This window comes from Flavobacterium sp. N502540 (assembly GCF_025947365.1).
In the GTDB taxonomy this organism is placed as follows: domain Bacteria; phylum Bacteroidota; class Bacteroidia; order Flavobacteriales; family Flavobacteriaceae; genus Flavobacterium.
In genome coordinates this window covers 4,649,050-4,668,909 of record NZ_CP110012.1, presented here as the reverse complement: position 1 = coordinate 4,668,909, position 19,860 = coordinate 4,649,050, and the positions used below count along the sequence as shown (strand labels likewise).

The following is a 19,860-nucleotide window of genomic DNA, read 5'->3' as shown; positions in this document are numbered from 1 at the left end:
ATATTACTAAACCCGACAGATTTTAAAGACCTGTCGGGTTTGTTATATAAAAAGGATTCGATAAATTTTATTCTTCCATTTTGGCTTTTAAGTTTTCCAAACCTTTTTGCAGGTCATTGCCAATCATTTGGTCCATTTTCATCATTGGCAGCATAATGTTCATTGGATAAGGAATAACACCGCTGATTCCCCATTTTACTTTAGTCTGATTTCCCGGAGCGGTCTCCGTTGACATAAAACCTACAGCAGTATCGTCCATTGGCTTTTTGAAACGTAAGGCAAAGTCAATTCGTTTTCCTTCCGTTATTTTTGTGATTTCCTGTTCTCCTTCACCAACTTCTTTTACTGTGCTTTCCCAGGCAGATACTGATCCAACATCTCCATCGGTTCCTGTATAAGTAGATTTCATTTTGGGATCTAGATTGGCCCAAACACTAAATTCATTTTGATTTTTTAAAGATCTGACATATTTAAAGACACTGTCAACTGGTTTGTTGATGGTAATCTCTCTTTCTATAGCATAAGTTTTAGGCATAAAATTAGCCGCAATCAGGACGATAGCAACAATCAGGATTAAAATAATTAGAATTCTTTTTAGGATCTTCATAATTTGTGGTTTTAGGTTGTTAGTTTTTTCTTTTCTGTAATTAAAAGTGTAACACCTTTGTTTGCAGAGTTTTTTGTTTCGTAAAGTTAAAAAAGTTACGCTTCGTATTTAATGCCATGAAAAAAAATAATAAGATTTTTTATATTTTTTTTCTGTAAACTGTAACAAATCGAATCTTCCTGCGTCTATTAAGAAAGCAGACAATTAACATTCAAATTATTTTAAAGAGCTTATATTAATTGAATGTTAAGAATTAGTTAAAACATGGTACTTTGTTATGCATAATACATGAAAATAAATTACCTTTACAAAGAATTTAAAAATCATCATCAATCAATCAATTAAAAAATCAATCATTATGAAAAATTCAATCGTTTATTTAGGAGTAGCTTTAGTAGCATTTGCAAATGTTTCAATGGCATCAAATCACACAGCAGTTGTGAAACCACAATTAGAGATCGTAAATAGCTTTTCAACACCATTAAATGTGGCGGTTAGTAAAGGAGATTTAGATTTCGTTAAAAAATTATTAGAATATGGAGCTGACGTAAACGAGATGTCAGAAGGTTTATCACCTCTGATGATTGCAGCACGTTATAATAAAGTAGATATTTTGAAAGTATTATTAGAAAAGGGCGCTGATGTGTCTGTTAAAAATGAGAAAGGTTTTACCGCTTTAAAATATGCACAATTATCTAATGCGACAGAAGCTATAGCCATTTTAAAAGATTTAAGATAAGAGTTTAAAAGTTTAAATCTAGTTTTGAGTTAGTATATGAAACGACCTTCTTTGAGCAGTAGGTCGTTTTTCATTTTATAGGGGTGCTGTCTTGTTTTTATTATTCCACAAAGCCACACAGAGCACCACAGAGATTTAAAATGATCTTAATGAAAGGAGGAGCGTTTCTTTTCCTGAAATGATTAAAAAAAGCACCATTAAAAATAATGATGCTTTCTTCGCTAAAACTTAATCAAATTAATTTAACCAATTAATCTATCTTCAATGTTTTTACTCAATAGGAACGTGTTTTTTGCGGTTGAATACCCAGAAGATTATCGGAAATACCAAAAGGGTCAGAATCGTTGCCGTAATTAAACCTCCAATGATTACAATTGCGAGTGGTTTTTGTGATTCAGAACCAATTCCGGTAGAAATGGCGGCCGGCATTAAACCTATCGAAGCCATCAACGCAGTCATCACAACAGCTCTTGTTCGGGCTTTTACTCCCATAAAAATGGATTCTTCGAGGGAGAATTTCGCTTTTAAATTGTGATGGAATTCAGAGATCAGAATCACACCGTTTTGAATACAGATTCCCAGTAATGCAATAAAACCAACACCGGCAGAGATTCCAAAATTCATTCGGGTAAGATGAAGGGCAATGATTCCGCCAATAATGGCGAACGGAACATTGGCCAGGACCAAAAGCGAATCTTTAATATTTCCAAACAGAATGAATAAGAGCACAAATATCCCAATTAAACTGATCGGTACCACCTGAGCCAATCTGGCACTGGCACGAACCTGATTTTCAAATTCCCCTGTCCAGCCAACAGTATAACCTATTGGAAGTTTCAGTTTAGCTACTTTTGCCTGTGCTTCGGCAATGGTACTTCCCAGATCCCGATCACGTACCGAGAATTTTACCCCAATAAAACGTTTGGTATTATCTCGATAGATAAAAGCAGGACCGGTTATCGTTTTTAAATCTGATATTTCTTTTAACGGAATTTTAATTCCACTAATGGTTGGAACTTTAAGTTCGGCAATATCATTCTCATCTTTACGATATTCTTTTGAAAAACGTACTCTCACATCAAATTTTTTGTCGTCTTCATATTTTTGAGTAGCTGTTTTTCCTCCAAAAGCCAATTCCAGAACGGCCTGCGCATCACTTAAGGTTACACCGTAAGCAGCCATTTTATCTCTGTCCAGAACAACACTGATTTCAGGCTGTCCAACATTTCGAAGAATTCCGGCATCTTTAATACCCGGGATGTTTTTGATCTGTGCCAGGACTTCATTTGATAGTTCATCCAGTTTGTCAAGATCATCTCCATAAATTTTTACGGCATTCGAGGCTTTAAAACCGGCAACAGATTCGGCTACGTTATCAATTACGGGCTGCGAGTAGTTATACGTAATTCCCTGATGAACTCTTAATTTATCGTCCATTTCGTTAATTAGTTCGTCCATTGTTATTTTTCGCTTCCATTCTGATTTTGGCAGTAAATCCACCTGAAGCTGTATAAACCCAAAGCCATTCGGATCTGTTCCGTCGTTACTTCTTCCGGTTTGCGACAAAACATTTTTAACTTCAGGAAAACTCTCTAAATCTTTTCGGATCATCGCGGCAGTTTTAACACTTTCAGGTAATGATGTACTCATAGGCAATTCGGCTGTGACCCATAAAGCCCCTTCATTTAATTGTGGCAAAAATTCGGTTCCTAAAAAGGTAGCCGAGAAGAAAACCGTTACTAAAAGCGCTATAGATCCTACAAGTGCTTTTACCTTGTGTTTGAAAGTCCATGCAAAACCTTTACTCACTATTCGATCCCAGAAATTAACAAACGGATTGTTTTTTTCTTTCACATTCTTATTCAATAAAATATGTGATAAAACAGGCACTAATGTTAGCGTAAACAGCAAGGCTCCCATTAAAGCAAAACCAAGGGTGTACGCCAAAGGTGAGAACATTTTTCCTTCTACTTTCTGGAAAGAGAATATAGGGAGCAGGGCTGTGATAATAATTAACTTAGAGAAGAATATGGCTTTACCCATTTCTGCTCCGGTTTTTTTAATCAGACTTCCTTTTGCTATTTTATTGTAGGCCGTCATTCCCAGTTGATGTGCCCGATGATCTAAGACGACGAATAGCCCTTCGACCATCACTACAGCACCATCGATAATAATTCCGAAATCGACTGCACCTAAACTCAACAGGTTAGCACTCATTCCCATCATTTTAAGACATAAGAAAGCAAATAATAAGGAAAGTGGAATAACAATTGAAACCGTAAAAGTTGTCCTCCAGTCGGCCATAAAAAGAAATACGACGCAGGTAACCAGAATGATTCCTTCAAATAAGTTATGCATAACGGTTTCGGTCGTAAAGTTCATCAGATTATCACGATCATAAAACGTTACTAATTTGATGTCTTTTGGGAGAACATTATCGTTCAGATCTTGTATTTTGGCCTTAATTAAAGCTAAAGTTTCCTGAGGATTTTCGCCTTTTCTCATGACGATAATTCCTTCAACAACATCATCGTTCTTGGCTAAACCGGTTTGCCCGACTCTTGGCATCGCACTTTCATAAACTGTGGCTAAGTTCTTGACTAAAATAGGATTTCCGTTAGCATCGTCTACAATAATATTTTCGAGATCCTGAATCGATTTTAAAAGACCAACTCCACGAACAACAAAGGCCTGACCATTTTTTTCGATGATGTCACCACCAACATTCAGGTTGCCACCATTTACAGCATTATAAACCTGAAGTGGTGTAATGTTGTATTTGGCTAATTTTATCGGATCAACTCCAACTTCGTAGGTTTTAGTTTGCCCTCCAAAAACGTTTAGATCGGCAACACCAGGAACAGAACGTAATTGTTTGTCTATTACCCAGTTTTGATAAGTTAACAATTCTCTACTGTCTCTACTGTCACTTTTTACGATATATCTGAAAATCTCACCGGTTGGACCATAAGGCGGCTGAACATCCGGTTCTACATCGTCGGGAAGAGAGACATTTTTTAGTAAATTATTGACCTGAAGACGCGCAAAAGTATCATCGACTCCATCGTCAAAAATAATTTTGATCACGGACAGACCAAACATTGTAATACTGCGAACGCTGGTTTTCTTTTGTACCGAGTTCATCGAGATCTCGATAGGCGAGGTTACAAAACGTTCTACTTCTTCGGCACTTTTCCCATTCCATTGTGTAATGATAATAATTTGAGTATTGGTTACGTCCGGGAAAGCATCGATTGGCATATTCTTGAAAGAAATGAATCCTGCTACGGCCAATAATCCCACCCAGAAAAAAGTAAATGCCTTGTTTTTTAGGGAGAAAGCTATAATGTTTCTTATGAATTTGTTCATTTTAAAAAGTCTTTTTAAGGATGAATTTTTATTTATGATGCTTCTTTCTGAAGCATTTTATATGATATTTTTCCGGTTAGAATTCTGTATGAAAGCGCAAGGCGAAAAACTGTACCGGGCCTCGGTCTTTATTATAGGCAGGATTGATGGCGAACTGATAATCCGGCGAAAGCGTAATATGAGTATTGGGTATTAAGAACGAATAGAAAACTTCTGCAATTTGTTCTATACCGTAGTTTAAAGCACCATCACCGATCATGAAACCATCTCCGCCAAGTCTTTGATATTGTTTATGCGAATTGGATAATCCGTTAGCGACTATAGCAATACCGGCAAAATCTTTATTTCGGTTCCACATCTTTCCGTTCAAATGCATTCCTAACTGTGCCGATCGGTCAATTTCAGTAAAGGCCCAGGTTTCATTTTTACCGTCATTATAGCTCATTCGGGCAAACAATCCCCAAGTATCTCCGTGTGTATAATCCATGTTTAAACCAATACCATATTTGGTACGTCCATTTTGTCTGGTACTTTTTATGTCGGGCATTGTTATAAAATTTGAATTGGCCTCGTCGTAATTCCCCATTCCTGCAACATTTCGAAAACCTAATAGTTTTAAGGTTGCCGTATCATTATTTTTAAAGACGAGCTGTTTTTCAATTTCAACGTTTATTGCGTTGGAATTTTTAAAACCGAATTCGACATTTGGCCCGTTCGCATAAGTAGGCAAAGCACTTATAGAAGCTCTTACCTGCCAGGAGTCAAATTGATAATTAGCATACAATCCATCTGTATATCCTCGAGTGTTTGCGGCATAATCCCAAGCTCCATGTGTCATTAATGCCCAATTTAAAAACTGTGTTCTGGGATCGTGCGAGTAGGAGCTATTGTCAAAATAGTCGGCTAGCCCAAATTTTCCGAAAACCAGTTGTAATGATCGGTTGTTTTTAAATTGAAACTTTTGTTCTAAAAGCATTCTTGCCACATAAACAACAGGTTTTGTATCTCCAATTCTAAAGGTTTCTCCATTTGGAAAGCCTCCCAATCCTCTCGCTTGCGATAAGCCTTCACCTCCTGACATTTCAGGGTTAAAAGTCATGGTAGCTCCTTTCCAGAGCGGAACATCCAGGTATAAGGTTGATGTTAAGGATAAAGCGCCTTCTTCTTTAGGAGACATACTATTGGTACCGGAATAATTAGCATGAAAAGCCGGGTGATACTGGTATATCGACGTCATTTGAAAACCCAGACTATATTTTCGAATCGAATCTGTTTCTTGCGAAAAGGATAGAGTTGAAATGAATAGTGTGGCAAAACTCAATATTTTTACAGATTTCTCCATATATTTATTCGTTTAGAGCGCGATAAATAAATAACTGATTGTTGGTAATTACTTTTTCGTTGTCTTTTAAGCCTTTAGAAATATAGGTCACATCGCCAACAACTCTGTAAATGTCAACTTGTCTGGTCTCAATGTTGTTGCGGTCTTTGAAAATCATGACAAAGTTTTTGCTCTTATCAAAAACAATCGCTTTACTGGGTACCGCTATCATGGAGTTACTTTCACTATACGATAGCTTAATATTTGCGTTCATATCAGGTTTTAACATGTACCCGGGATTCTCCAATTTTATACGTGCCTGCATGGCTTTAGTTTCGGGATCAATCACATTAAAGATTTTATCTACTTTTCCTTTGAAAACTTTATCAGGATAACTTAGCGTGGTTACGTCAGCATCGATGCCCAGTTTTACTTTGTTGATATCAATTTCGTTGATGTTGGCTAACGCCCAAACTTCACTGATTTCGGCAATATCAAAGATGTTTTCGGAGCGGTCATTTCGCAATAACATGTCTTGATTAATGCTTTTTTGAATGATAAAGCCACTAATTGGGGCAGTTACTTCGTAAATAGAACCTGCTTTGATATTGTAAATTTTGTAGGTTTCCTGAACTTTACTCAATTGCGATTGCGCTTTATTTACTTCTGATTTCGCCTGAAGGACATCACTTTCAGAGTTTAATTTTCCGTCAAATAATTCCTGAGCTACTTTCAGATGATTTTTAGCAACCAATAAATCATTTTTGGCATCAATGGATTGTTTTTCAAAATCAGCAATATCAGTACTTTTTATGGTGGCCAAAACCTGACCTTTACGAACATAATCTCCGAGTTCGACATTTACTTTGATTACGTTTCCGCCAACGAGAGGATAAACATCAATCATTTTGTTATTATCAGCCGTAATTTTTCCGTAAAAGCTCAACACATTTTTTACCGGTTGTGTTTTCGCTTCGGCCGTAGTAGTCGTTTTTAGCATCGATTCGCTTAAAGCAAAAGAGGTATTAGTGCTTGGGTTTTCAACTTCTTTTTTGCAGCTTAGGACTGATAAACTTACGAGAACAATCCCTATTAGTAGTTTATATTTCATTTTATTTAATTTTAGAATAAGTCTTTGTTGATGGTACTATTTAGTTCTTCACCCGAAAGGATTACTTTTTTCTTGAGTTCATTTACCTGAACAGAAGCCTGATTGTAACTTTCCATAAAATCGGTAAATTCTAATAAACTGATATTTCGTTTCTGGAAATTGGTTAAGATTCCTTTATAAACCGCTTCAAAATCTGAATTAACAGTAGGTTTTATGATCACATAGTTTTTACGGGATTCTTCCCATTTGTTCCATGCAGTTGTAATTTCGGTTTGCAATTGAAGGTCAAAATTTTGCTTTTCAACTTTTGACTGCTCGAGAATTGTTTTCGCATACTTAATATTTCCTTTGTTTTTGTTCCAAAGTGGCAGTGGAATTCCTAGTGTCAGATTGGCTTCTCTGTTAAAAGCCCCACTGCGCTGATCGTAAGTGGCACCAACGGTGATATCAGGAACGGATAGTGCTTTTTGCCATTTTACATTGATTTCATTGGCTTCGATATCCTTTTGTTTGGCTAAATAGTCCGGGCGATTTGCAATGGCCTCATCCTGAAATGTTTTAAGATCAAAAGGGATTGTTTTGGTATACTTGTTAAACTCTTCCTTAGTAACTTCCGGAACAACATTTTCGGTAGAGTTTAGCAATAATTTTAAGTTGCCCTGTTCTTCGATATTTTCATTAACCACTTCCATACGCTCATTTTTGAAGTTTAAGTAAAGCGATTGCAGACGAACAAGATCTCGTAAAGGAATATTACCTTTTTCGACCTGTATAGAGTAGGAGCTTATCAGATCTTCGATATGCGCCAGCTGGTTGTCAGTAGTTTCTAGACTTTTTTTGTTGTAATATACGGTGTAAAAACTCTTTCTAAGTTGGAGTTTTAAAGTTCGCAATAAATCATTGAACTGTAACTCGGCCAATTGTTCATTGGTTTGTGCCAGTTTTATTTCATTGCGTTTTTTTCCTCCCAGATAAATTAATTGCTCGATACCAAATGCTTTTTGCCCTTGTTTTCCAATATCAAAATACTGATTTCTTTCGGGGTTGTACGCATTCAGTTCTGCTGTTAATGACGGGTTATCCCAAATTCGGGCCTGAATAGTTAATGCTTTTGAAGCATCAATATTATATTGCGATGCCAATAAAAAGAGGTTGTTTTTAAGGAATTGGCTTTCACAGTCCTGAAGGCTGACCGTTTTTTGAGCCAAAACTACCGGACCGATAAGTACAAGTAGGAATGCACAGAGTTTTCTCATTGTATCAATTTTAATTTATACAAATATGCTATCACGGGACTTTAAGAGACCTTAAAATCTACCTTAAAAATAACTTAAAATAAATTACAAATGAAAAAATAACTGAAATAAATTCGTGTTAATATCTGGAACACTGTAGGTTATCGATGCGTTGTGAAGTGTGAGAATGCGATGAACAATCCTTAATCCAAGACCAAAGCCGGTAGTGCCTTTCGAGTTTTCACCACGCATAAAAGGCTGGAAAAGATTTTTTTGTTCTTCTTCGTTTAAGGTTTGCCCAGTGTTTGAAATGGAGATGACTAATTGATCGTCCTGAGCGCTTATAATTACTTTGGCTTGTTTGTTATCTGAATAAACGCAGGCATTTTTTAGGATATTGGTTATGGCAATTTCCAATAAGTTCTTATTGCCATTTATTTCTAAAGCGGTATCCAGATTCTGACTTTCTTCTATTTCAAATAAAATGAGAAACTCCGGATAACTTTTGTTTAGATTTTCTATAGCCGAAAACAAAATTTCATCCATACGATGAACTTCTTTGTTTTCGTTTTTCTTATTGTCTATTTTAGAAAGGATCAATAGCGAATTAATTAATTCAGTCAATTGATTGATGTCTGACAATATCGTTTTTAGAAAGCTTTTCCCTTTGTCGGATGTGGTTGGATCTGCAATAGTGTTTTCAATCTGTGAGGTAATTCTCGATAAGGGAGTTCTCAGCTCATGTGAGGCATGGGCCGTAAATTCTTTTTGTTTTTGATAGGAAACTTCAATTCGATCCATCATGAAATTAAATTCATTGGCGATCAGATCAATTTCATTTTTGCTATTTTTGGAGGCAACTCGGGTATCGAGATTATTTTCGTTTATATTCTTTATCTTTTGATGAAAAATATTCAGCGGACTTATGGCTTTTTCTACTGTTAAAGAGGTTAACACCAGGCATATACTGGTGAAAAAGATATAGGAAAGAATTAAGGTATACCTCAGGAAAAATAATTTTCTTTTGCCATAATCGTCGGTGGCAGATATTAAGGCATAAAAATCCCTGTCTTTTGTATCATAAAAAACCCCATATACTTCGTAATCACCCTGCTGTTTAAAGAATGTTTTATGTTTTCTAAGGTATTTTAGATCTTCAATTGACCAATTAATTTTGGCATCGTCAATACTACTGTAGATGAGTTTGAAGTTAGAATCAAAGACCAGTGTTTTCTCGTCATACAGTCGGTTAATGGAATTCTGATCAATAACTTTTAAAAGCTGATCGTCAACTTCTTTAACGTTAACGAGGAGTTTAATGTTTGAAAGAGCTTTGATTTCCAATCGATCACGAAATTCCTCTTTTCTGAAATTCGAGTACAAAACAAATATCAATGTAGAAGCCAATCCGAAAAGGATTGTAAATAATAAACTTACTAAAAGTGATATTCGGTTTTTTAAAGTCATTCCTGATCGCTCAAATAATATCCGTAACCAACTTTGGTACGAATAAGTTTAACAGTATGGTCCTTGTCGATTTTCTTTCTTAAAAAGTTAATATAAACTTCAATGGTATTCTGATTGGTTTCGATGTGATAATCCCAAAGTTTTTCGGCAATAAATTGTTTCGATAAGACTTTACCTTTGGCATGAGCCAAGATTAAAATGAGCTTGAATTCTTTAGGAGTAAGTTTGATTTCTTCGTTTGATCGAAATATTTTCATATCGCTTTCCAGAATTTCCAGATCAGCAATCGTTATTTTAGTTTCTACCTGCTGTGGAATTTCTTTTCGACGTAGTAGAGAAGTGCTTCTGGCATAAAGTTCTTTAAAATGAAAGGGTTTAACCAGATAATCATCAGCTCCATTATCAAAAGAAGCTAATTTATCCTCAATTTCACTAAAAGCAGTCAGCATAATAATCGGAGTCTTTTTATCGACTTCGCGAATGCCTTTACACACTTCAATTCCATTACTTCCGGGAACATTGATATCCAGAATAATTAAATCATATTCATAGGGGAAATATTTCTTCAGTAATAATGAGCCATCATAATAGGAAAAACACTCGAATCCATTTGAAGTAAAGAATGCAGAGATTTCTTTAGATAGGGTAAAATCGTCTTCAAGAAGGAGTATTTTCATAGTGTTCTGTTTGCGTTATGAGATGTAAGATGTGAGTTGTGGGCAATGTGTTAAGGGGGATTAGTCCATTTCTTTTCACATTTTACTACTCACATCTTACTTTATTTTTTTATTAACCAAGGAACTAGGTACTTAGAGCTAATTACTAAGAACTAATCACCAATTAATTAAAATAAGAAAAAGTTTCGTTGTTCTCAATTTTCAGTAGGGATTCATAAATCAATTGAATCACATTTTCAACGTCCTCTCTTTGTACCATTTCTACGGTAGTATGCATATAACGTAAAGGCAGGGAAATTAATGCTGAAGCCACGCCGCCATTACTGTAAGCAAAAGCATCAGTATCTGTTCCGGTAGCGCGCGATGTTGCATGACGCTGAAACGGAATTTTTTTCTCTTCGGCAGTATCAACAATAAGATCACGCAGTTTATTTTGAACGGCCGGGGCATAAGCAATAACCGGTCCTTTCCCCATTTTCAGATCTCCTTCTACTTTTTTATCAATCATTGGAGTAGTAGTATCATGGCAGACATCGGTTACAATAGCCACATTAGGTTTAATGGTCTGAGCAATCATTTCGGCTCCACGAAGACCAATCTCTTCCTGAACAGAATTTACAATATACAAACCAAACGGCAGCGTTTTATTATTTTCTTTTAATAAACGAGCTACTTCGGCAATCATAAAACCACCCATTCTGTTATCGATCGCACGGCATACAAATTTATTTTCGTTCAAAATCATAAATTCATCCGGATACGTAATCACACATCCTACATGAACACCCAATGCTTCCACCTGCTCTTTGGTTTCACAACCTAAATCGATAAATATGTTACTGATTTTTGGAGTTTCTTCCTTGTCACGCAAACGGGTATGAATAGCAGGCCATCCAAAAACTCCCTTTACAATTCCTTTTTTAGTATGGATGTGCACTCTTTTTGATGGTGCAATCAGATGATCTGAACCGCCATTTCTGATTACGTATAATAAACCGTCATCAGTAATATAATTAACATACCAGGAAATTTCGTCGGCATGACCTTCTATAACTACCTTAAATGGAGCGTCGGGGTTAATAACTCCTACGGCCGTTCCGTAAGTATCCGTAATAAAAGTGTCTACGTAAGGTTTCAGATAATTCATCCAAAGTTTCTGCCCTTCGCTTTCGTAGCCCGTAGGGGAGGCGTTATTGAGATAGCTTTCCAGGAAAGCAATTGAGGTATCATTTAAGATTGATTTTGTGCTCATAAAAATATTTTTTTGCTAATTTATAAATTTGGTATCAGAGTTGTGTATAAATATATAATTTTACATTTAAATTATGACTCGATGAGATTTACTGCCCCTATTTTATTTTTTATATTGATTTCGTTAACAATTCAGGCTCAGGTGAAACCGAAAGAGAATGAGCAAATGGGTTACATATTAACGGAACAGGATTCTATTTTAAATGATACGATTGAACTGCCCGAAATTATCATCTCAAAAGAAAAACTGGATCCAGAAGCACAAAAACAGTTTCTGATTCTTCAAAACCGTGTTTACAAAGTGTACCCGTATGCAAGACTTGCGGCAGACCGATTAACGGCATTGAATAATGGTATGGCGCGCTTGAAAACCAACCGCGAAAAAAAGAAATACTTTAAGATTGTAGAAGATTATCTCAATAACGAATTTGAAGCAAGGCTTAAAAAACTTTCTCGTAAACAAGGACAGATTCTTGTCAAGCTTGTCCACAGACAGACCGGAATAACGACCTACGAATTAATCAAGACCTTAAAAAGTGGTTTTAAAGCTTTTGTATCCAATACAACAGCCAGTTTATTTGATATTAGCTTGAAAATGGAATACAAGCCATTTGAATCTAATGAAGATTATTTAATTGAAACTATTCTGGTCAGAGCATTTGATTCAGGAAAGCTGATGAACCAAAAAGCAGCAAATCCTGTGAATTATGATGATTTGATGAATCATTGGGAAACAAAAGCAAAAGAGACAAAAGCCGAAAAATAGAATTATTTTATTTAAGGCACATTTTTTTATAGAGACCTACAGATAATTCTGTAGGTTTTTTTTTATTGTTTTAGGTTTTAGATTACAAGGTTAGCTCGATTTAAGAGAATATACTTACTTAATTTTTAAAACTGTGATTTCTCTCTGATCGCCCGTAAATTCAGTGTTTTTTGTTATATATTTTGTAGTTAAAAGGTATTTACTTCTTTTTTTTAACAAATTAACTGGGAATATAATTTGTTAATTATAGTTTAATTTGTAGGTTTACGATCTTAACAACCACTAAGTTAACCAAAAACCAATTTATTTATGAGATTAAAACTACTTACACTATTGGTGTTATTGGTGGCCATACCCATTTGGTCACAGAAGACATCAGAAAGTGATTTTGTAATTTCTTTGAATGGAAATAAAATCACAACTACTTCAAATTTTAAACAGCAGTTTAAAGACAAAAAAAGTACAGCTAAGCAAAGCCTGAAAACAGAGTATACTTTGCTGCAGTTTACAAAAATCCCTTCTTTGGAAGAACAGCAAAAGCTGAAAACACAAGGAATAACTTTACTTAGTTATTTATCTAATAACGCTTATTATGCAGAAATTGCTCCTGAGTTTTATAACAAAAGCAGTGCCTCTGACAACATAAGAGCGTTGATTGCAATCGATCCGAAATATAAACTGGATCCAATGATTGTAGATAATGCCATTCCGGATTATGCCGCAGCAGGTGGTAACGGAATTAAAGTTGTGGTGAGTTATTTTAAAGGCGTTGATCGTAAACGTGTCGAGCAGGATTTAGCAGGCTTGTTTTTAAAAAACAGTAACAATGACACGACTTTTAATGAAATTTATATTCAGGCCTCTAAAGAAAAATTAGAAGAGGTGGCAAAATTCAATTGGGTACAAAACATTGAATTGGTTGCACCACCAGTAGAGAGTGATAATAAGCCGGGTGTAACTTCACATAAAGCAAATCTTTTAGGGTCTACTATTCCTGGTCTTGGTTATGGATTAACCGGTAAAGGAATAAAAATTGGTGTTTGGGATGGTAACCTTGAACCTCACAAAGATCACACTGGTAGAGTTATCAATAGAGAATACGAATCAAATTCTTCGCATGGTGATCACGTTGCAGGTACTATTGGCGGTGCCGGTTTATTGGATCCTAAGGCAAGAGGTATGGCTCCGGAAGTACAAATGTTCGGTTGGAACTTTAATACGCAGTCTAACGGCTTAAGCGTTCAGCAGGAAAGAGTGAAAGCTGCGAATGAAGATGGTATTGAATTAACATCAAATTCGTATGGAGTAAATTTAACTTCAGGTTATAATACCAGAAGATATGATACCGGAGATCGTGGTGATGATAATGTTACTGTAACATTTCCTTACCTTTTAAATATTTATTCAAATGGAAATGCACAAACAGCATACCCAGGCGGATTTAATACTTCGACAAAGAATTCAAAAAATGCACTGCATGTAGCGGCAAATAATCCTGATGATTTAATCAGTTCTTATAGTAGTTTTGGACCAACTATTGATGGGCGTTTGGTTCCTCAAATTGCAGCTGTAGGAACAAATGTGTATTCATTAGATTATAGCAATTCTTATCAGATCATGAGTGGTACGTCTATGGCTACTCCTGGAACTACAGGTACAGTTGCTTTACTTTACGAAAGATACAAGAATATTTACGGTACAAAACCGTTAGCATCTTTGATGAAGGCCTTAGTAACGGGTACTTCTAAAGATGCAGGGAATCCTGGACCGGATTATAAATATGGTTTCGGAAATCTAAACGGTCTTAGAGCTGTTAGAGCTTTAGATAACAGAACTTTTTATTCCAGTACAGTATCTAATGGTCAAAGCTATGAGAAAGAAATTGTGGTACCGGCAGGACTAGTAACTTTGAAAGTACTGCTTGCTTACACAGATTTACAAGGAACACCGGGAGCATCTTCTGTTTTGGTAAATGATCTTGATGTAAAAATTGTAAAAGATGGTGTAACCACTTTACCATGGGTTTTGAATGCTACGACACCAAATGCTAATGCAGTTCGAGGTGTGGACAATTTGAATAATATTGAACAAATCACTTTGGATAATCCTGCAGCAGGAACTTATAAAATTATTGTTAGTGGTTCAAGAGTGCCAATTGGTACACAAGAATTTTCAGTGGTGTATGATTTAGTAGCTCCTGAATTGATTTTGACTTATCCTATCGGAGGTGAAAAATTCGATACAGATAGTACAGAGTATATTCGTTGGGATTATGAAGGAGAAGCAAAACCTTTTACAATCGAATATTCTGTTGATGGAGGAATTAACTATCAGTTGATTGCGAAAGATGTTCCTTCTGCTGCAAGAAATTTCGCGTGGAAAGTTCCTGCAGGAATTGTTGCTAACGCAAAAATAAGAGTAATTGCAGGTTCGAAAGTAGATACTTCAAAAGAGGTATTTAATATTATTACAGAGCCTAGAAACTTAGTGATAGCACCTGCGGCATGTGGTGTTTCGTCTTATAAGATGGATTGGGATCCAATTCCGGGAGCAAAGTATGAAGTATTAAAAATGAACGGGTATAAGTTTGATGTTGTAGCAACAGTAACTGACCCTACTTATACTTTCACAGTTTCAACAGGAGATGATAACTGGTTCTCCGTTAGAACTATTGATATTGCGTCAGGAATTGTTTCTGAAAGAGTAAGAGCAGTAAACGTAGAACCGGTTTCTCAAGCCGTTGTTAGCGCTGCAACTCTACCTTTTGTGGAGAATTTTAATTCCAGAAAAGCGGCTAATTATGTGTTTTCTAAAGGAACAACAGGTTTAGTGAAGTATGAATACATTAATGCAGATTTTGTAGACGGAGCAAAAATGGCAGGATCTGGAGATGCGTCTTCTTCTCCTTGGGTAGCCAGTACGTCTGCTAACGCATTTACTAATAATCCAAACTTCGTTAAGAAAGTCTCATTCTGTGATATCGATGCGACAAGTTTGACAGGTAAAACAATTGGACTTAAATTTAATTTAATTTGGAGTACAGTTGGTGCTTCACCATTACCAAACAAAAACTTTTTTAGACTTGTTGTAAATGGTACTCCTGTAAATAGCTATGAGAATGTTGGCGTTTATGGGGGAACGGCTACCTCTGGCAATACAGAATTATTATATGATTTATCGGCTTATGCAGGAACAGTATTTACTGTAGTTTTTGAGTCGGTTATGGATAACGATGTGCAAGTAATCGCTAATGATAATGTGTACAATTCTGTTTTTATTGATAATGTTTCGATTTTTGAGGCAACTGCAACAGATCTTGAATTAACATCATTAATTCCAAATACAGGAATAACAGCCAATGAAACTGTAAAAGTAAAAGTATTCAATCATTCTCCTGTTGCGGTAAGCAATGTACCTGTTTCATATAAAATTGATGGTGGAGCAGAAGTGATTGAAACTATTCCTGGACCAATTAACCCATTTACGGAAGCATCTTTTGATTTTGTACAAAAAGCTGATTTTTCAACTCCAAAACTTTACACAGTAGTTGGAAAAGTAAACTATACAGGTGATGCGGTTGCAGACAACAATACGATAGAGAAAAGTGTTCGTAATACAGGAACTGATGTTTTAATGGGTGGAGCTGCTCCGGCACCTACTTGTGCAGCGACATTTACAGATAGTGGTTCGCGTTATGCAAATTACGCAAACAATCTTTCGCAAACGATAACTTTTAAACCTGCAACAGCCGGAAATAGTATTAAGGTAACTTTTTCTGCCTTTAATGTTGAGCAGGATTATGACTACTTATATGTGTATAACGGAACAAGTGCAACGGCTCCTTTATTAGGTACCTTCACAGGAAATACTTTACCTCCTTCATTAACGTCAACAGCTGCAGGAGGAGAGCTAACATTTAGATTTACTTCAGATAGTGATGTAAATGAATTGGGATGGATAGCTGATATTGAATGTGTGGCAAAACCAGTGATAACAGATGTATCTGTTGTTTCGATTACAACTCCTGAAGTTTTAGGAAAAAAGACCAGTACACATGATGTGACTATTAGAGTTAGTAATTTAGGAGGAAGTGCTTTAACTAATCATCCGGTATTTTATCAAATAAACGGTGCAGCAAAAGTTACGGAAAACGTTCCGACGATAGCGGCCTATTCTACAGTAAGTTTTACTTTTGCGACTAAAGCTGATTTATCAGTAGTTGATGCTACTTATACCATCAAAGCTGGAGCTGATTTACCGGATAGTAACCCGTCTAATGATGCAGTCGAAAAAGTGGTGTATAATAAAAATGAATTACCGGTTCATACCAATACAAATGGATACGCAATTTCGCGTTTCAAATGGAATGATGTGGTAAACAACTCTGGTACTACAGCGTATTCAGATTTTAAAAACATAAAAATTCCGGTTTATGCTGGCTTTACTTATCAGCCGGAAGTAACTATTACAAAGACAGAAACGCCAATTACAAGAGATTTGTCGGCAACTGCAACAGGAGTTTTCACAATGATCGTGATTGATTTGAACGGAGATGGTAATTTAACGGATGAATTTTATGCAGGAAACTTTTGGGTAAATACTACTCCAACTTCTGCGTCACCTGCTATAGCATCGACCACAAGTACACATTATTTCAGAAATATGGCTACATTGGCAGGAGGGTTTACCATTCCGGCAAACACGACTTCTGGTGACAAATTAATGCGCGTATTGCACATGTTCCGTTCACCATCAGAATATTTCAATGTGAATCTTGGACCAACTTTTGATGGATTAACAAGTTCAAGAAGTGATTTTGAAGTAGAGGAATACACTATTAGTGTATTGCCTTTTACGGCTGCTGATGCCAGTATTGATGCAATTTCAGCACCAATTAAACCAGGAAATGCTCCTGTGACGGTTTCGGCTGTAATTCGTAATTATTCCACTGCAGCAATTTCGAACTTCCCGGTTGCTTATAAGATCAACAATGGTGCTGAAGTAATTCAGAATCAAGTTGCTTCAATTGCAGCAGGAGGAACAGCTACCATTACATTTACTACTAAGGCAGATTTAGGAGCGCCTGGTGATTATACAATTCAGGTTTATACAAAACTGCCTGCAGATACAGATCCTTTAAACGATTCTAAATCAATAACACTTTCACATGCTGCAAATTACGCGACTAATGTGACGGGAACTTTTGACGGTGTAAACGATTTTATAATAACAGGGGCTACACCTGCTTTGAATCTTACTAATAATTATACGTATGAGCTTTGGGTGAATCAAAAACAACCTACAACTTTTGCAAGGCTTTTAGATAAGAGCACAGCGTTGGCTTTTATTCATACCAATAATAGTTTGAGTTTGTATAAAGAGAATAGTTTAGTGATCTCTATTACAACAGCGGGCGGACCATATGTAATTAATACAGGAGTGAATACCATAAAACAAAATACATGGCACCACATCGCTTATACAGTAAGTGCTGCTAACGTGTATACAGTTTATATTGATGGAGTTTCAGTTCCTTATACAAGCACTGGTACTGCGGGGGCATCAACTTCAAATGCTGCAGCACCTGCCTATATAGGTAATAACGCAGGATTGGCTCGTGGTTTAAATGGTAATATTGATGAAGTTCGTATTTGGGCTGGAGTTCGCAATCAGGCAACAATTGCAGCAAATTCAACAACAAAATACGTTGGAAACGAACCTGGGCTATTGGCATATTACAGCTTTTCAGAAGGTAATAAACAGTTTGTCTTTGATAGTACAATAAGTGATAACACTGCTGTTGTAACCAATGCTGATACCAACGGTTTAGGCGATGGTAAATTCTGGAATGTACCAGTTCTATTGCAAAAAATAGATTTTGTAAATCAATTAGCTACAAGTTATGATGCGCCTACCAAAACGTTTACTGTAATATTAAACAATGGGTCGGATATTACAAATGCAATTGCCAACTATACTTTAGGAATGAAAAGTATTGCAAAAATTGGAGGTGTGACACAAGTAAATGGAGTAACGCCAAACGATTTTACCAATCCAGTTACTTTAACGGTAGAAGGAGTTGGATTTAATACCGGAATTTCTGAAACATACACTATTAAAGTTGTTACAGGTTTAAGCAATGAAAGTAAATTACTTTCTTATGATTTTAAAACCGTTTCGAATCCAGGTTTGTCACAGGAAATTTATACCGATATTGTTGGAAATAATGCTACTAAAACAGTACCGTTCGGTTACAATGTTTCAAACTTAATTGCAGATTTTACTGTTTCGCCAGGAGCAGAGCTCTATGTTGACGGAGTAAAACAGCTTAATTCAAAAGTAACTGCTTCAGATTATCGAAATAGTTTGTTAGTAACAGTTGTTTCAGAAAATAAGCAATCTCAAACTAACTATACGGTAGATATTAATGCAAAAAATACTAAAGCAAGTATTCTGTCTTATTCAGTAGCTAATCAGGTAGGAACAAGTGTTATTGATCCTGTAGCTAAAACGGTTAAAGTTCAGGTAAACAATAATGCTAATTTAAGTGCTTTAGTGCCTAATGCTCAGGTTTCTGATTTCGCTACATTACGTATTGGTACTTATGTTCAGACTAGTGGAGTGACATCACTAAACTATACCGGACCTGTATCTTATAATGTATTGGCACAAAACGGTACTATTGAGTATTGGACTTTGACGATAGAAGTGGCTAAGCCTACAATCACACTTTTAGGTAATGCAGTCGTTTCAATTGACAAAGGTTGTGTGTATACAGATGCGGGTTATACAGCTGTAGACAACACAAATACAGATATTACTTCTTCGGTTATCGTTTCAGGTACTGTAGATGTTAATACTCCGGGGCAATATATAGTAACCTATACGGTAAAAGATGCGTTGCAAAATCAAGCTACAGTAACACGTACAGTAAATGTTTCAAGTACTACATGTACGTTGGGCTTGCCAACTAACGCTATCAATGGTTTTGTATTATATCCAAATCCGGTTATCGAAGGAAAAGTTCATGTGAAGTCAGCTTCAGACAGCCCTAAAAACATTGTAATATCTGATATGACAGGAAAGAAAGTACTTTCTGTTAAAACAGAAAAAACAGAAGTGAATGTTTTGGGTCTGCCAAGCGGCGTATACTTAATAAAAGTAGAACAGGACGGAAATACAGCTATTGAGAAATTAATTATTAGATAATTTCACAGACTAGTTCTGGATAATGAGCAATTTACAACCCGACAGGTTTTCAGAACCTGTCGGGTTTGTTTTTTTTGCGACCTAATATATAAGGAGTGATTCTGTACA

The 19,860-nt window shown here is 36.0% G+C and carries 11 protein-coding genes; 3 read left to right on the top strand and 8 right to left on the bottom strand.

Features of this window, described 5'->3' with window-relative positions:
• Positions 1-67: 67 nt before the first annotated feature.
• The gene (locus OLM58_RS19495; protein ID WP_264530243.1) at positions 68-607 is read right to left on the bottom strand and encodes an SRPBCC family protein; all 540 of its coding nucleotides are present in this window, start codon (positions 605-607) and stop codon (positions 68-70) included.
• 358 nt (positions 608-965) lie between these two features.
• Between OLM58_RS19495 and OLM58_RS19490 the strand changes: the two genes are divergently transcribed.
• Positions 966-1,346 carry an ankyrin repeat domain-containing protein gene (locus OLM58_RS19490; protein ID WP_264530242.1) on the top strand — a complete coding sequence of 127 codons (381 nt, stop codon included), beginning with the start codon at positions 966-968 and terminating at the stop codon, positions 1,344-1,346.
• Between the two features lie 270 nt (positions 1,347-1,616).
• Here OLM58_RS19490 and OLM58_RS19485 read toward each other — a convergent pair whose 3' ends face one another.
• The 7 genes from OLM58_RS19485 to OLM58_RS19455 all read right to left on the bottom strand — a co-directional run bounded on the left by OLM58_RS19485 (position 1,617) and on the right by OLM58_RS19455 (position 11,778).
• Positions 1,617-4,715: an efflux RND transporter permease subunit gene (locus OLM58_RS19485; protein ID WP_264530241.1), complete on the bottom strand. Its 3,099-nt coding sequence runs from the start codon at positions 4,713-4,715 to the stop codon at positions 1,617-1,619.
• A gap of 76 nt (positions 4,716-4,791) precedes the next feature.
• A complete protein-coding gene (locus OLM58_RS19480; RefSeq protein WP_264530240.1) occupies positions 4,792-6,057 on the bottom strand; it encodes a carbohydrate porin in 1,266 nt (421 codons plus the stop codon).
• Between the two features lie 4 nt (positions 6,058-6,061).
• Positions 6,062-7,147: an efflux RND transporter periplasmic adaptor subunit gene (locus OLM58_RS19475; RefSeq protein WP_264530239.1), complete on the bottom strand. Its 1,086-nt coding sequence runs from the start codon at positions 7,145-7,147 to the stop codon at positions 6,062-6,064.
• 11 nt (positions 7,148-7,158) lie between these two features.
• On the bottom strand, positions 7,159-8,403 hold the full coding sequence (locus OLM58_RS19470; protein ID WP_264530238.1) for a TolC family protein: 1,245 nt from the start codon (positions 8,401-8,403) through the stop codon (positions 7,159-7,161).
• Between the two features lie 84 nt (positions 8,404-8,487).
• Positions 8,488-9,849, bottom strand: coding sequence for a sensor histidine kinase (locus OLM58_RS19465; protein WP_264530237.1), 1,362 nt, complete (start codon positions 9,847-9,849; stop codon positions 8,488-8,490).
• Positions 9,846-10,526: a response regulator transcription factor gene (locus OLM58_RS19460; RefSeq protein WP_264530236.1), complete on the bottom strand. Its 681-nt coding sequence runs from the start codon at positions 10,524-10,526 to the stop codon at positions 9,846-9,848. The genes OLM58_RS19465 and OLM58_RS19460 overlap by 4 nt, the downstream gene beginning before the upstream one ends.
• Before the next feature lie 163 nt (positions 10,527-10,689).
• The gene (locus OLM58_RS19455; protein WP_017496379.1) at positions 10,690-11,778 is read right to left on the bottom strand and encodes a M42 family metallopeptidase; all 1,089 of its coding nucleotides are present in this window, start codon (positions 11,776-11,778) and stop codon (positions 10,690-10,692) included.
• A gap of 81 nt (positions 11,779-11,859) precedes the next feature.
• Here OLM58_RS19455 and OLM58_RS19450 point away from each other — a divergent pair, with 81 nt between their 5' ends.
• On the top strand, positions 11,860-12,543 hold the full coding sequence (locus OLM58_RS19450) for a DUF4294 domain-containing protein (protein ID WP_264530235.1): 684 nt from the start codon (positions 11,860-11,862) through the stop codon (positions 12,541-12,543).
• A gap of 309 nt (positions 12,544-12,852) precedes the next feature.
• Complete coding sequence (locus tag OLM58_RS19445) at positions 12,853-19,752, top strand: S8 family serine peptidase (protein ID WP_264530234.1); 6,900 nt, start codon at positions 12,853-12,855, stop codon at positions 19,750-19,752.
• The last annotated feature ends 108 nt before the right edge of the window (positions 19,753-19,860 follow it).

Bases quoted from the DNA above. Each gene is read 5' to 3' on its own strand.
- OLM58_RS19490 (WP_264530242.1), top strand. From the start codon at position 966: ATGAAAAATTCAATCGTTTATTTAGGAGTAGCTTTAGTAGCATTTGCA.
- OLM58_RS19445 (WP_264530234.1), top strand. From the start codon at position 12,853: ATGAGATTAAAACTACTTACACTATTGGTGTTATTGGTGGCCATACCC.
- OLM58_RS19465 (WP_264530237.1), bottom strand. From the start codon at position 9,849: ATGACTTTAAAAAACCGAATATCACTTTTAGTAAGTTTATTATTTACA.
- OLM58_RS19485 (WP_264530241.1), bottom strand. From the start codon at position 4,715: ATGAACAAATTCATAAGAAACATTATAGCTTTCTCCCTAAAAAACAAG.
- OLM58_RS19475 (WP_264530239.1), bottom strand. From the start codon at position 7,147: ATGAAATATAAACTACTAATAGGGATTGTTCTCGTAAGTTTATCAGTC.
- OLM58_RS19450 (WP_264530235.1), top strand. From the start codon at position 11,860: ATGAGATTTACTGCCCCTATTTTATTTTTTATATTGATTTCGTTAACA.
- OLM58_RS19495 (WP_264530243.1), bottom strand. From the start codon at position 607: ATGAAGATCCTAAAAAGAATTCTAATTATTTTAATCCTGATTGTTGCT.
- OLM58_RS19480 (WP_264530240.1), bottom strand. From the start codon at position 6,057: ATGGAGAAATCTGTAAAAATATTGAGTTTTGCCACACTATTCATTTCA.
- OLM58_RS19460 (WP_264530236.1), bottom strand. From the start codon at position 10,526: ATGAAAATACTCCTTCTTGAAGACGATTTTACCCTATCTAAAGAAATC.
- OLM58_RS19470 (WP_264530238.1), bottom strand. From the start codon at position 8,403: ATGAGAAAACTCTGTGCATTCCTACTTGTACTTATCGGTCCGGTAGTT.
- OLM58_RS19455 (WP_017496379.1), bottom strand. From the start codon at position 11,778: ATGAGCACAAAATCAATCTTAAATGATACCTCAATTGCTTTCCTGGAA.